The 11834-nt window shown below is 36.6% G+C and carries 22 protein-coding genes; 14 read left to right on the forward strand and 8 right to left on the reverse strand.

The genetic code is table 11. From position 1 onward, the window contains the following. Positions 1–21 precede the first annotated feature (21 nt). Positions 22–324, forward strand: coding sequence for a 30S ribosomal protein S14 (rpsN, locus tag ACIR310F_RS0107600; RefSeq protein ID WP_028083306.1), 303 nt, complete (start codon positions 22–24; stop codon positions 322–324). 63 nt (positions 325–387) lie between these two features. On the opposite strand, the gene ACIR310F_RS0107605 is transcribed toward rpsN, so the two are convergent. Then, the gene (locus ACIR310F_RS0107605; RefSeq protein WP_028083307.1) at positions 388–717 is read right to left on the reverse strand and encodes a hypothetical protein; all 330 of its coding nucleotides are present in this window, start codon (positions 715–717) and stop codon (positions 388–390) included. A 117-nt stretch (positions 718–834) separates the two neighbouring features. Here ACIR310F_RS0107605 and aat point away from each other — a divergent pair, with 117 nt between their 5' ends. Further along, complete coding sequence (aat, locus tag ACIR310F_RS0107610) at positions 835–1410, forward strand: leucyl/phenylalanyl-tRNA--protein transferase (RefSeq protein ID WP_028083308.1); 576 nt, start codon at positions 835–837, stop codon at positions 1408–1410. Positions 1411–1431: 21 nt separating this feature from the next. Here the strand turns inward: aat and ACIR310F_RS25360 are convergent, their stop codons facing one another. Further along, positions 1432–1575, reverse strand: coding sequence for a hypothetical protein (locus tag ACIR310F_RS25360; protein ID WP_155963674.1), 144 nt, complete (start codon positions 1573–1575; stop codon positions 1432–1434). A 62-nt stretch (positions 1576–1637) separates the two neighbouring features. Here ACIR310F_RS25360 and def point away from each other — a divergent pair, with 62 nt between their 5' ends. The 11 genes from def to ACIR310F_RS0107675 all read left to right on the forward strand — a co-directional run bounded on the left by def (position 1638) and on the right by ACIR310F_RS0107675 (position 8884). Further along, the gene (def, locus tag ACIR310F_RS0107615; RefSeq protein WP_028083309.1) at positions 1638–2201 is read left to right on the forward strand and encodes a peptide deformylase; all 564 of its coding nucleotides are present in this window, start codon (positions 1638–1640) and stop codon (positions 2199–2201) included. A 12-nt stretch (positions 2202–2213) separates the two neighbouring features. Then, a complete protein-coding gene (locus ACIR310F_RS0107620; protein WP_028083310.1) occupies positions 2214–2417 on the forward strand; it encodes a hypothetical protein in 204 nt (67 codons plus the stop codon). 559 nt (positions 2418–2976) lie between these two features. Further along, a complete protein-coding gene (cysE, locus tag ACIR310F_RS0107630; protein ID WP_028083312.1) occupies positions 2977–3705 on the forward strand; it encodes a serine O-acetyltransferase in 729 nt (242 codons plus the stop codon). Positions 3706–3736: 31 nt separating this feature from the next. Continuing rightward, positions 3737–3994 (forward strand): Asr1405/Asl0597 family protein, encoded by a 258-nt coding sequence (locus tag ACIR310F_RS0107635; RefSeq protein ID WP_035367753.1) that lies wholly within the window; start codon positions 3737–3739, stop codon positions 3992–3994. Positions 3995–4204: 210 nt separating this feature from the next. After that, on the forward strand, positions 4205–4402 hold the full coding sequence (locus ACIR310F_RS0107640) for a DUF2949 domain-containing protein (RefSeq protein ID WP_028083314.1): 198 nt from the start codon (positions 4205–4207) through the stop codon (positions 4400–4402). A 346-nt stretch (positions 4403–4748) separates the two neighbouring features. Continuing rightward, positions 4749–5879: a homocitrate synthase gene (nifV, locus tag ACIR310F_RS0107645; RefSeq protein WP_028083315.1), complete on the forward strand. Its 1131-nt coding sequence runs from the start codon at positions 4749–4751 to the stop codon at positions 5877–5879. Then, positions 5869–6156, forward strand: a complete 288-nt coding sequence (locus tag ACIR310F_RS0107650) for a nitrogen fixation protein NifZ (protein WP_028083316.1) — start codon at positions 5869–5871, stop codon at positions 6154–6156. Before nifV ends, ACIR310F_RS0107650 begins: the two co-directional genes overlap by 11 nt. Continuing rightward, on the forward strand, positions 6131–6334 hold the full coding sequence (gene nifT / locus ACIR310F_RS0107655) for a putative nitrogen fixation protein NifT (RefSeq protein WP_028083317.1): 204 nt from the start codon (positions 6131–6133) through the stop codon (positions 6332–6334). The genes ACIR310F_RS0107650 and nifT overlap by 26 nt, the downstream gene beginning before the upstream one ends. 132 nt (positions 6335–6466) lie before the next feature. Continuing rightward, positions 6467–7018 carry a (2Fe-2S) ferredoxin domain-containing protein gene (locus ACIR310F_RS0107660; protein WP_028083318.1) on the forward strand — a complete coding sequence of 184 codons (552 nt, stop codon included), beginning with the start codon at positions 6467–6469 and terminating at the stop codon, positions 7016–7018. 353 nt (positions 7019–7371) lie between these two features. Continuing rightward, complete coding sequence (cobW, locus tag ACIR310F_RS0107670; RefSeq protein WP_028083319.1) at positions 7372–8421, forward strand: cobalamin biosynthesis protein CobW; 1050 nt, start codon at positions 7372–7374, stop codon at positions 8419–8421. 1 nt (position 8422) lies between these two features. Beyond that, positions 8423–8884 carry an ABA4-like family protein gene (locus ACIR310F_RS0107675; protein ID WP_028083320.1) on the forward strand — a complete coding sequence of 154 codons (462 nt, stop codon included), beginning with the start codon at positions 8423–8425 and terminating at the stop codon, positions 8882–8884. A gap of 74 nt (positions 8885–8958) precedes the next feature. Here the strand turns inward: ACIR310F_RS0107675 and ACIR310F_RS0107680 are convergent, their stop codons facing one another. The 5 genes from ACIR310F_RS0107680 to ACIR310F_RS0107700 form a co-directional block, all read right to left on the reverse strand. Beyond that, positions 8959–9294, reverse strand: coding sequence for a XisI protein (locus tag ACIR310F_RS0107680; protein ID WP_028083321.1), 336 nt, complete (start codon positions 9292–9294; stop codon positions 8959–8961). A gap of 86 nt (positions 9295–9380) precedes the next feature. Then, positions 9381–9599, reverse strand: coding sequence for a hypothetical protein (locus tag ACIR310F_RS0107685; protein WP_028083322.1), 219 nt, complete (start codon positions 9597–9599; stop codon positions 9381–9383). A 63-nt stretch (positions 9600–9662) separates the two neighbouring features. Next, a complete protein-coding gene (locus ACIR310F_RS0107690) occupies positions 9663–9971 on the reverse strand; it encodes a DUF3181 family protein (RefSeq protein ID WP_028083323.1) in 309 nt (102 codons plus the stop codon). Positions 9972–10089: 118 nt separating this feature from the next. Next, the gene (locus ACIR310F_RS0107695; protein ID WP_028083324.1) at positions 10090–10347 is read right to left on the reverse strand and encodes a hypothetical protein; all 258 of its coding nucleotides are present in this window, start codon (positions 10345–10347) and stop codon (positions 10090–10092) included. A gap of 137 nt (positions 10348–10484) precedes the next feature. Further along, positions 10485–10748 carry a hypothetical protein gene (locus ACIR310F_RS0107700; protein ID WP_028083325.1) on the reverse strand — a complete coding sequence of 88 codons (264 nt, stop codon included), beginning with the start codon at positions 10746–10748 and terminating at the stop codon, positions 10485–10487. A gap of 540 nt (positions 10749–11288) precedes the next feature. Here ACIR310F_RS0107700 and ACIR310F_RS0107705 point away from each other — a divergent pair. Beyond that, entirely contained in the window at positions 11289–11705 is a 417-nt protein-coding gene (locus ACIR310F_RS0107705; RefSeq protein ID WP_028083326.1) for a DNA polymerase, read from the forward strand. On the opposite strand, the gene ACIR310F_RS26700 is transcribed toward ACIR310F_RS0107705, so the two are convergent. Further along, positions 11652–11834, reverse strand: a 183-nt coding sequence (locus ACIR310F_RS26700; RefSeq protein ID WP_231387427.1) for a hypothetical protein, incomplete at its 5' end; no start/stop codon positions are given. The two genes, ACIR310F_RS0107705 and ACIR310F_RS26700, sit on opposite strands and share 54 nt — an antisense overlap.

Here is an 11834-nt window from a genome sequence, read left to right on the forward strand (position 1 = left end):
TTTAATTAAATTAGGGAATTCATGGCAAAGAAGAGTATGATTGAGCGCGAGAAGAAACGCGCTAAAATGGTGGAAAAATACGCCGAAAAGCGGGAAGCACTATTAGAAGAGTTCAGAACAGCAGAATCTCCATTGCTGAAGCTAGAAGTTCACCGCAAAATTCAACAGTTACCCCGTAACAGTGCGCCTACACGCAAACATAACCGCTGCTGGTTAACCGGTCGTCCTAGAGGTGTATACCGTGATTTTGGACTATCTCGGAACGTGCTGAGAGAATGGGCCCATGAAGGTCTTTTACCTGGTGTTGTTAAGTCTAGTTGGTAGTTGGTAGTCAGTGGTCAGTTGTAATGACTAATGATCAATAACCACTGACCAATAACTCAGATACTATTGACCACAACAATGATCAATTCCCAGGCTATCTAATAGTAGATCGCTAACGGCGTTGGCGATCGCAAACTCTCCAAAAAAGCTTTTAGAAAAATCATAGCACTGCATTTCTGTGACAATGGCAATTACTAGAGAACCTAAGTCGTTTTCTCCTTCCATGCGTTGTCTAACAAAAATCTGTGATGCGCGTTGAGCAATATTTTGATTGATTACTTCAGGAATAAACTCATTATCAAGCCAATGTAGTAAGTTTTGTTGTAACCATTCTCCTTCTTCCTGGGGATTTTCCGAAGGTGGTAGGGTAATGGGTGGAATTGTTTGAGTCATGTTTGTATATTTTAAATAGATTTTGTTTACCAGGTTAGTCTCTTAAAACTTCGCAAGGGAATACTGATAACAGTCCATTGCGTTCAGATGGGGATTTTTGGGATGATTCACTCAATTATGGAATATGATGTTAGTGCTATTATTCGCGGTTATGCCCAAGGTTATTTTCTCATGGCTGATGAGAATAATCATCTGGGATGGTATGAAAGTCGGGAACGAACTTTAATTCCTTTGGATGAAAAATTTCGCTATCCCAAGTCATTACAGCGAGTTCTCAACCAAGAACGGTTCACTGTAGCAGTTAACCGTGACTTTCTGGGTGTAGTGGCTGGATGTGCTAATCGTGACATAACTTGGATTTCTCCAGAATTAGAAAAGATATATTGGTTACTTTACAAGTCGGGATATGCGTATAGTTTTGAAACCTGGTCTGGTGATCAATTAGCGGGGGGAATTTTAGGAATTGTGATTGGTGGTGCTTTTATTGGTGAATCCATGTTTTTCAACATTTCCGAAGGTTCTAAAGTCGCAATGGTGAAATTAGTAGCCAGATTGCGTCAGAGGAAATTTTTATTATTTGATGCCCAAATGATGAATCCCCATTTATTTAGATTTGGCGCTTATAATATCAGTAATAGTGAATATCATCTTTTACTGAAACAAGCCTTGCAAAGTCCTTGTTATTTGATTTAACTTGAGGTTTAGTCTTGGTAATTAGTAAAAATTCTTGTTCAAAAACGAATAACTGACAACTAACCACTGACAACTAACCACTGACCACTGACAACTAACCACTGACCACTGACAACTAACCACTAACCACTGACAACTGACAACTGACAACTGACAACTGACCACTGACCACTGACCACTAACGATAGAATCAAACTAGATTATTCATTATAAAGCCATCAAGAACCATGCCCTCTGATATTGCTGTCGAGAAGAAAAAGTTAAAAAATCCACCTTTGCAAATGCACTACTTAGGTGATCGAGTTTTGCGTCAACCAGCAAAGCGTGTGACTAAAATAGATGATGAACTCCGCCAACTAGTGCGTGAAATGCTGCAAACTATGTATAGCTCAGATGGTATTGGTTTGGCTGCACCTCAAGTTGGTATTAATAAACAGCTAATTGTTATTGATTGTAAACCCGATGATCCAACCCACGCGCCATTAGTATTAATTAACCCTACCATTAAACAGGTGAGTAGTAAGCTCTGTGTGGCTCAGGAAGGGTGTTTGAGTATTCCCAACGTCTTTTTAGATGTAAAACGTCCAGAAGAGGTGACAATAGCCTATAAAGACGAGTATGGCCGTCCGCAAACATTAAAGGCTGATGATTTACTTGGTCGTTGTATTTTACATGAATTAGATCACCTCAATGGCGTGGTATTTGTAGATCGTGTAGAAAATTCCTTGACTTTAGCTCAGGAGTTATCTAAAAATGGCTTTTCATATCAAGCGGTCAAACCAGTAGCATAGGGTGGTCTAGTAGTGTATTTAACTCCAAAAAGCGGTTTATTTTTAGGTGGTGCTTGTGTAACAGCCATTGCGGCTGTTGGTTCGGTTTTTGAACTAAGTTATGGAGAACCAGATTTTGGTGTCCTAACTACCGCTATTATTCTAGCTTTGAGCATTCCTCTGACTGGGTTCTTTTTTATTGCCGCAGTTAGGGATGCACGGGCTAATATGAAATAAGCATCAGGTATTGGGTTTGAATAACAAAAATTAAATGTGCATAACCTGAAACTATTGTAGGGACAATTCATGAATTGTTCCTACGATAATTTTCACAAAATGTCTTTTGTATTCCCAGATACAGTTAACAACCCATAAAACAAAATAAAGAAATCCAGCTTTGATCAAGCCAACCCATAAAATAATAATAATAGTATTAGCTAATACATAAAATCTATTTTTACTGTCATCCAAGCAACGATTCTGAAGCAATGAGTACAACTTAATATATCTGAAAAGATCTTACCTAAATAGCTGCAAAGTCTTACAGGTTAAGGGATTTGTTTTGAGTACAAAAATGCTGCATCTCTAAACCAAAAATACCAGTACCCCAGTTAGAAAAAGCTAGTACCCCTACCCCAACAGAAAATGTAAAGTTCTGTTAAAGAGGGGTTTAAACCTATTGAGTACAAAGGTAATAAATTTAATAAATCTAATCTGCGTTACTAATTTTGTCCCTTGGAAAGTTATCTGATATAAGCATGAAAACACTACAGGATATTTTCACCTCACAGTATCAATGCACCAGTCTTTAAACAGTATCAGTAAAACCGAAAATGTCAATACAAAGCTGAAAAAACATGAAACTTCTGGACTATTTTTAGAACCGTTAATTAGTGATTTTTGGATTATTTTTGAGCGTGATCCAGCCGCTCATAATTGGTTAGAGGTTATATTTTGTTATCCTGGGTTTCATGCTCTTTGTTTACATCGTCTTGCCCATTGGTTACACCTGCATAAAGTGAGTTTTATTCCTCGGTTTATCTCCCATTGGGGACGGTTTTTGACAGGAATTGAAATTCACCCAGGGGCAAAAATTGGCAAAGGTGTATTTATTGATCATGGCATGGGTGTGGTAATTGGTGAAACTGCCATTATCGGAGATAATGTTCTTATTTATCAGGGTGTAACATTGGGAGGAACTGGTAAAGAAAGCGGTAAACGTCATCCTACTTTAGGTGATAATGTTGTCGTCGGTGCTGGTGCGAAAGTATTAGGAAATATTCAAATTAGCGATCGCGTTCGTATTGGTGCAGGTTCAATTGTCTTGAGTGATGTGCCTCCAGATGCCACTGTAGTAGGTGTTCCGGGAAGGATTATTTCTCGTAAGTCTAATAACCACATTTCACCCTTAGAACATGACAAATTACCCGATATAAAAGCAGGTGTAATTCGTTCTTTACTTTCCCGGATTGACCAAATGGAAAAACAAATACAAACTCTCACAAATCATCATCAAGATGATTAATAAAGTCAACTTTATCTAGTTTGAATTACTCATGCCACACAATTGTAATTTTTTAAATATTGGTGAACAAATTTTGCAAATTCCTTTAGGTGATAGATGGTGTATTTATCACCGTTTGCAAGAGTTAATGATTTCTTGTTCCTGTCCCCCGGATGGGTCTTTACGTATCCAAGTGAATAACCTCCAAGAAGCGATTCTAGTTCGTAGTACATTAATGCAATTTTTTGCTTCTCGTCATCAATTGGTGACATGGTTAGAGAATTGTTTGTGTAACGGTGTGGAGTTTTGATCAGTATGAATGATGACTATTAATGATTTTGGGAATGTCTAATCAAAAGCATATCAATCATAAGTCATTGTTCGCTCACAAACTATCTTGCATATTCAAGATAATTCACCTAAGCTTAGGTTCACCCAGTTTGCTAAAACTAAAATAATTAGTCGTTGCTTATGGGAATAATTTGTACTTTATATTGATTTCGATTGTCAATGTCCAATTATGGTGATTAATAGTAGTAATAAGAAGTTATTGCAATTCCTACAAAAAGAACTAGCACTTTCCACGGCTGATATTGCAGTAGCAACGCGACACCCTGAATTTAATCATTGTCCTTTACCGATGCTGCTTTGGCAATATGGTTTAGTGGATTTACAGCAATTAGACAGAATTTTTGATTGGCTTGCAGAACATTCTTAGTTAAGGTAGATGAAAAATTATCAGTGAACATAAGAGGTAAAATTATGATTACTAGCTTAATTGCTGGCATGAGTATGTTATTTTTTACAGGATTTGTTAATGTTTATCTGGGTTATTGGCTGCTGACAAAATCCACGAATAATAACACCAAAAATATTTGATAAGTGATACCAATTTTTGGTTTTCTATCATACAGATGCAACAAAAATATTGGAGTAATAATTAAGGATCGTAAATCATGATTCATGATTTATTTGCTTAATCAAGTATTTATTGTACATCTACCCTTACTCAGAATTGTAGCGAACAAGGATATTAGAAAAAAATCCGCTAGAGGGATGTTAAAATGTATCAAATCATGATTAATGATACGACATTACGTGATGGAGAACAGGCGGCAGGTGTTGCTTTTAACTTAGAAGAGAAAGTAGCGATCGCTCAATTCTTAGATACCATTGGTGTCCATGAATTAGAAGTAGGAATTCCCGCCATGGGAGAGGAAGAAATTCGCGCCATTGTTGCCATTCGTAACTTAGATCTACAAGCTAAATTATTAGGTTGGAATCGCGCTGTATTATCAGATATAAAAGCTTCTATAGCCTGTGGATTGCAGCGAGTACATATTGCTATTCCTGTATCTGGAGTACAAATTGCGGCTAAATTTCATGGTCAATGGCGAGTAAGTTTACAAAGACTAAAAGACTGTATTAGCTTTGCATTAGATCAAGGTCTTTGGGTATCAGTTGGTGGCGAAGATTCTTCTAGAGCCGATGAAAATTTTCTCCAAGATGTTGCTCTTTTATCTCAAGAATGGGGAGCGTCACGGTTTCGTTTTTGTGATACAGTTGGGGTACTTGATCCCTTCAGCACTCACATAAAAGTTCAGCGTTTAGTATCAACCCTATCAATTCCTATTGAGATTCACACCCATAATGATTTTGGACTAGCAACTGCTAACGCCTTAGCCGGAATCAAAGCTGGTGCTATGTCTGTAAATACCACTGTTAATGGATTAGGAGAAAGAGCCGGAAATGCAGCCCTAGAGGAAGTAATTATGGCTCTCAAATGTATCTACGGTGTTGATTTAGAAATTAAAACTCAACATCTGTTAAAACTATCTCAATTAGTTGCTAGAGCTTCCGGTGCTAACGTTCAACCTTGGAAAGCAATTGTGGGTGAAAATACCTTTGCTCATGAGTCTGGTATTCATGCTCATGGTGTACTCCAAAACCCCATTACCTATGAACCATTTTCCCCTGAAGATGTGGGCTGGGAACGGCGTTTAGTCATAGGTAAACACTCTGGCCGCCATTCATTATCTAACTTATTAGAACAGCATGGAATCTTTCTTGATTCTCAAGAAACCCAAGCTATTTTAGATATAGTTCGTCAACAATCAATTCTCAAAAAACGTAGTCTCACTACAGAAGAATTATTAAATTTAGTCAGCGAAAAAAGGTATTCCCATGCAACGTGATGAAATAGAACTGAACTCGCAACCTATTTTTGAAATTGGTCAAAAAGTCCGAGTTAAGAAACTAATCAAAAACGATGGAACTTTTCCCGGTCGAGAAATTGGGGAAGTTTTAGCAAGAATTGGTGATGTGGGTTATGTATCCAGTATCGGCACATTTTTGCAAGCTTATTATATCTATGCTGTACATTTTTTGGAAACAGGGTACATCATCGGTTGTCGAAAAAGAGAACTAGAATCTGCTGAGGAAAAACATGAAAGTAATGTTGCGAATGAATGATGCTGGTACTTTAGTTGTCTATGTCGCTAAAAAAGACTTAGAAGAAGAAGTAGTCAAACAAACAGATAGTGGAGCAGGTAAAATTCTCACTTTAGCTAATGGTTGGGAATTAGAATTTAGTGAAATACCAGATAAAAGCTGTTTACCTTTAACTGTGGAAGCTAAACGTCTTTCTTAAAAAATGAGAAAATATCAAGAAGGTAAAAGTTGAAAATCTCTTTTTTCTTCTTCCTTCTTGCTGTTAATTATCAATATTACCCCAGTAAAATGGGGTTCATTATTTTCTTTAGAAAAAGTTGAGTTATTGAAAATGAGTCAAAAATATCTGACATTATCGGAATTAAATATTGAGGGACAATTTTTAGGATTTGTGGGTAAAGAAACAGGAAAATGTAAACATTTACGGTTGGGAATTGGCTCAGGAAATATCAAAATCAAAATTCCTAAAAATTTACGTTGTTCTCTAGGTTCATCTTTATTACCTGGTGAACAAATTCGCATTAATGCTATTAGTAAATTAAACCCCCACAGCCATAAGCTAAAACTCCAAGCTGATCAAATTCAAGCGGTTGGTTTTTGTCCTCTGAAAAATCCCCTTTCTCAACCCAAAGCCAAGATTATGGTATGTCAAAAATCTGGTTGTTTGAAACGAGGTGGAAAGGGGTTATTATCAGACTTAGAAAAAACTTTGTGCGATCGCGGTTTATCTGATCAAGTCATAATTGAACATACCGATTGTCAAAAACGTTGTAGTAGCGCCCCCAATTGTGTTTTAATGTTAGGTAAAAAGCAATATAAAAAAGTTCATCCAGAAGGTATAGCCTCTTTGTTAGAGAACCATTTAAGTTATCAAACCCCATAGCTTAAAAACTGAGTGAGTTACTTAAATAGTTCCGGCACTCGTATTGTCAACTCTTGATTTAACCTGGGTAAATCAAACCTGTCCGTCCTTCGATAATAGAGTTTTCATACACAGTAGGACTCGCTAAAACTGTGACACCATGACCAGCACACTCAATGAATTTTAGATCCGATTTCATACTATTAAATCGGTTAAAATTCAGTGGAAGCAAAGCAATATCACACTCTCTCATTATTAAATTATCTTTAAACTGGATACACTTTATCTCTCACTAGATCCTTTAGTTCTTGAATAATTTGGGTATCTGGGGTGACAATATATGGTAAAATTGATTTCAAAACTACACACAAAACATGGCTACAAAGATACCCGTTACCGTGATCACTGGCTTCTTAGGAAGCGGTAAAACCAGCATTATCCGTCACTTACTCCAAAACAACCAAGGACGACGCATAGCAGTATTAGTCAACGAATTTGGCGAACTGGGGATAGATGGAGAATTATTAAAATCTTGCCAAATTTGCCCCGAAGATGAACTACAAGAAAATCCAGAAACTAACATATTTGAACTCACAAACGGCTGTTTATGCTGCACTGTGCAAGAGGAATTTTACCCCACAATGCAGGAATTAATTAAACGCCGAGATAGTATAGATTATATTATCATTGAAACCTCTGGTTTAGCCTTACCAAAACCCTTAATTAAAGCCTTTCGTTGGCAAGAAATCCGCAATGCTGCTACAGTAGATGCAGTAATTACAGTAGTAGATTGTGCTGCGGTTGCAGAAGGAACATTTGCTAGTGATTTAGATGCTATAGCAGCCCAACGCCAAGAAGATGATAGTCTAGAACATGAAACACCATTACAAGAATTATTTGCAGATCAACTTGCTTGTGCTGATTTAGTAATTTTGAATAAAACTGATTTAGTTAATAGCGAAACTCAAGCAGAAGTTTTAGAATTAGTTAAGAAAGAATTACCGAGAGTTGTGAAAATTGTCGCTAGTGATTATGGTAAATTAGACCCATCTATCTTATTAGGATTTGCAGCCGCAGTTGAAGATAATTTAGATAATCGTCCTAGTCACCACGACACAGAAGAAGACCATGATCATGATGATGAAATTAACTCAACTCATGTGATTTTAAACCGGACTTTTGACCCGGAAAAGCTACAAGCAAGATTAGAAAAACTAGCACAGGAACAAGAAATTTACCGTATTAAAGGATTTGTAGCTGTTGCTAATAAACCCATGCGGTTAGTTATGCAAGGTGTAGGGAATAGATTTGATAAATTTTATGATCGTCCTTGGAAACTAGAAGAAGCAAAACAAACCAGTTTAGTTTTTATCGGTCGTAATTTACAATCTTCAGTAATAGAATCTCAATTAGTAGCTTTGTAATATGAATATCACAGATTTATTTAACGTTGCCAATCTTTTTGTTTTGCCTTTTTGGGCTTTGATGATTCTTTTACCCAACTGGAAAGTAACTCGTAAGGTAATGGAATCTTATCTACCTTTTGTGGTTTTAGCTGCTGGGTATTTGTATTTATTTGTCACTAGCATTACTCCAGAAAATGCTGCTGCTTTATCAAATCCTCAATTGGCAGATATAGCCAAGTTTTTTAGTAATGAAAATGCTGCTGCTACAGGTTGGATTCATTTTTTAGTCATGGATTTATTTGTGGGAAGATGGATTTATTGGCAAGGACAAAAAACCGGTATTTGGACAATTCACTCGATAGCTTTGTGTTTATTTGCAGGTCCTTTAGGTCTACTTTCTCATATTTTCACCTATTGGATTACTAAAGCCTTTTCTCAAGGTGCTGAGGGTGTAACAGGAGAAGAAAAAGTAGGGGTTTAGTTAAGTTCACTACTTGACAATGAATTTATTTAGATCCGAGACTTCTTAGAGAAGTCGGGGATCTATTTTTGTTTTTAACTCACAGCATATTCTGTATAAGGACGAATTTCCAAGGGATGAAAACCTAAAACAATTTGATCTTTAGGAATACCAGCATTAACTAAATCGTTAGCAATTCCATCTTCTGTTCCATCCCTTTGAATCCAAATTTTACTATTAATAATTTGTATATGGACAATACAAGCATGAACTCTCACACTTTTTTCCCAACCAGAAGTTATTAATAAATAATCTTTATCGTTTTTACCAATAATTAATTCTGTTTGCAATTCTCTGTGGTAATAAGGAATTGCTGCATATTCAGTTAATACTTCCTGGATAATTTGTTGATATTCATTTAGTCTATCCATTAGACATCTCCGGTAAAGATTGTAGAGACGTTCCATGGAACGTCTCTACACCTAAATTCATACCTGGTTTCAGCAACGCCTTAAAATCAAGTTAAGCAAGCCTCTCTATAATGGGCATCTAACCAACAACGCGGTAATTTTTCCCCAGAGGGAAATATTAATTCTTCCTTTTTATAAATGTCCGTTTCCTGTTCTTCTTGTCCTTCTTGATCTTGGGCATGGACGATTTTAATAGTGGGGTCAAATAATTCTTGAACATCAACTATTTTCACCAAATCGCGGCTATCTTTGATCTGTAAAAACATTTTGATCAACCTCCATTATTCAAATGTGTAAATCTGTCAATGGGAATGGTAAGAAAGTAAAGATTATATTTCTCGTTGATATTTTTCTAAGATATCCACTAAGGCTACTTGACATTGTAATGGTAATAAATCAATTAAAGATAGTTCCTTTCTCCCACCACCGACTTTGACGGTAATAGATTCTAAAACTGCAATTACTTGATCTTCATTAACAGCCGAAGAAGTAATTAAAGGATACAACTTTTCAGCCACAGTATTATGCAATCTGGCATCAGATAAATACAGATGCCATTTAGCAATATCTATATAAACACTTTCACCAATTTCTGCGGCTAGGGTTTCTAGTAATTCTGTGGTATTGATTTGAGCCATAAATACAATCTCATTGTTAGTAACATTGGTATATCTTAGCTTATTTCACATTATTACTCAAGTAGCTAGACTTGAGCTACTACCACAGGTGAGAATACCCTAGCTTAATTTTCATTCTTTAGGTAGATTTTGGTGGAGTTTGATCGTAATTAGCGATCGCACCAATGTAAATTAGATGCAGTAGTAATACGCCTATCCAACCAATTGTTAACCCTGGTAGCCATTCCCAGGGAGTGTTTTTCAAAATGTGGAAAAACCACAATCCCGAAGTCACAGTTGCACAAATACCGACATGAACAGCGAAATTCATGCGATCATCTAGTTTACGAAACTCTGGATCTTTGCGGTCTGGTTTGCGAGGCCAACGAGGGGGCATAAATATAAATGTTCTCTAAATGTTCTTGACAGCAGTTAACACACCTTATCCATTGTAAAGTCTTGCGGGTGTAACTGATGAATTTATTTCCTGCCAGGACGCAAAGGCGCAAGGAATCCACAAGATGGTAGTATGAGTTATGAAGCCTGCACTGTTGACTCTAGATAGCAACTTTCGCCAAATTCGCTGCCTCTAGCGCTAGGTACTAAAGTCCAACCTGCTTTTAAGAGTTTTTGATAAGTGGCCCAACCTTTAGAACCGCGAGGAACACGATAGTCTGGAACGGAAAATTGCGGAAAAGCTGTATAAGGCCGCCAAGGTTGTCCAGATGCAGTTTGCAAGTACAAAATCTTTTCATCATCACTGTTAGACTTAGATAACCAGCACATTTGTCGAACCATGATTAACTCCTTGATTGTTTAGCTGAAATATCACCAGGAGGTTAACTGCGGATATTCAGTAGTTTGGGAAATTACCACAAAAGTGTTTTTGATTCCCCATCTAAATCCTCAGTTATACCAAATTGTGATTAAGTGTTATTGAGCCTTGTGTTTAAAGCAGTAAAGATTATTTTTGGTCAAGTAAATTATTTAAGAAGGTAAACTCCTGTCAACTGGTATTTATTAAAAGGGAAAGATGAACAATGACAATGGTTTTTTTGATTATTGATGTTTCCTATTAATCAAATATTTTGAGCAAATATTTTTATCATGTTAGCCACGGTTGTTATAATTGTATGTATCTATAGTTACGATTTGCTAAAAATGAGCAAAAATTTATTGATAATGTTGACAACGCAATTCACGTGAGAAGCCAGAATGCTTATTTTACAGGAATGTAAAGCATTTAAGCCCTTTGCACATGATCCAACTTCACCGTTATGATTTAAGATGGGTATTGGATTTTATATATTCTTCTATTGACATAGATCAGCACAGATGATGACTAAACCAGTTGTTTGGGTAAATGGAGACTGTCTGAGTCCCTACAACCCCGCACTTCAAGAATATCCCCAAGCCCCAGCCCTTTGGGTTTGGGATGATGCTTTAATTAGCAAGTGGCATATTGGATTAAAACGCCTGACGTTTATTTACGAATGTTTGCTAGAATTACCTGTAGAAATTCGCAGGGGGAATGTAGCAGCAGAAGTTTTAGCTTTTGCTCAAGAACATAATACTAATCATGTGGTGACTACAGATAGCCCTAGTCCCCTGTTTAGTGATATTTGTGATCAAATTGAAAAGTCTGCAAAATTGGAAGTTTTTGCTGTAGAACCGTTTTTTGAATATGATGGATATATTGATTTAAAGCGGTTTTCTCGGTATTGGAAAGTAGCAGAAAAATATGTTTTTGAGTAAAAATAAATGTAGTTTAAGTAGGTGAACGGAAAAAAACGACATAAGTAACGAAAAGTAAAGTTGCCCAAAACCTGTTCCCTGTTCCCTGTTCCCTGTTCCCTTGTCATAACGACAATTTTTAACGCCAAC

The organism is Dolichospermum circinale AWQC310F (assembly GCF_000426925.1).
GTDB lineage: Bacteria > Cyanobacteriota > Cyanobacteriia > Cyanobacteriales > Nostocaceae > Dolichospermum > Dolichospermum circinale.

Coding starts and splice junctions, on each gene's coding strand:
- rpsN (WP_028083306.1), top strand. CDS start 22: ATGGCAAAGAAGAGTATGATTGAGCGCGAGAAGAAACGCGCTAAAATG.
- ACIR310F_RS0107605 (WP_028083307.1), bottom strand. CDS start 717: ATGACTCAAACAATTCCACCCATTACCCTACCACCTTCGGAAAATCCC.
- aat (WP_028083308.1), top strand. CDS start 835: ATGGAATATGATGTTAGTGCTATTATTCGCGGTTATGCCCAAGGTTAT.
- def (WP_028083309.1), top strand. CDS start 1,638: ATGCCCTCTGATATTGCTGTCGAGAAGAAAAAGTTAAAAAATCCACCT.
- cysE (WP_028083312.1), top strand. CDS start 2,977: ATGCACCAGTCTTTAAACAGTATCAGTAAAACCGAAAATGTCAATACA.
- ACIR310F_RS0107635 (WP_035367753.1), top strand. CDS start 3,737: ATGCCACACAATTGTAATTTTTTAAATATTGGTGAACAAATTTTGCAA.
- ACIR310F_RS0107640 (WP_028083314.1), top strand. CDS start 4,205: ATGGTGATTAATAGTAGTAATAAGAAGTTATTGCAATTCCTACAAAAA.
- nifV (WP_028083315.1), top strand. CDS start 4,749: ATGTATCAAATCATGATTAATGATACGACATTACGTGATGGAGAACAG.
- ACIR310F_RS0107650 (WP_028083316.1), top strand. CDS start 5,869: ATGCAACGTGATGAAATAGAACTGAACTCGCAACCTATTTTTGAAATT.
- nifT (WP_028083317.1), top strand. CDS start 6,131: ATGAAAGTAATGTTGCGAATGAATGATGCTGGTACTTTAGTTGTCTAT.
- ACIR310F_RS0107660 (WP_028083318.1), top strand. CDS start 6,467: ATGAGTCAAAAATATCTGACATTATCGGAATTAAATATTGAGGGACAA.
- cobW (WP_028083319.1), top strand. CDS start 7,372: ATGGCTACAAAGATACCCGTTACCGTGATCACTGGCTTCTTAGGAAGC.
- ACIR310F_RS0107675 (WP_028083320.1), top strand. CDS start 8,423: ATGAATATCACAGATTTATTTAACGTTGCCAATCTTTTTGTTTTGCCT.
- ACIR310F_RS0107680 (WP_028083321.1), bottom strand. CDS start 9,294: ATGGATAGACTAAATGAATATCAACAAATTATCCAGGAAGTATTAACT.
- ACIR310F_RS0107685 (WP_028083322.1), bottom strand. CDS start 9,599: ATGTTTTTACAGATCAAAGATAGCCGCGATTTGGTGAAAATAGTTGAT.
- ACIR310F_RS0107690 (WP_028083323.1), bottom strand. CDS start 9,971: ATGGCTCAAATCAATACCACAGAATTACTAGAAACCCTAGCCGCAGAA.
- ACIR310F_RS0107695 (WP_028083324.1), bottom strand. CDS start 10,347: ATGCCCCCTCGTTGGCCTCGCAAACCAGACCGCAAAGATCCAGAGTTT.
- ACIR310F_RS0107700 (WP_028083325.1), bottom strand. CDS start 10,748: ATGGTTCGACAAATGTGCTGGTTATCTAAGTCTAACAGTGATGATGAA.
- ACIR310F_RS0107705 (WP_028083326.1), top strand. CDS start 11,289: ATGACTAAACCAGTTGTTTGGGTAAATGGAGACTGTCTGAGTCCCTAC.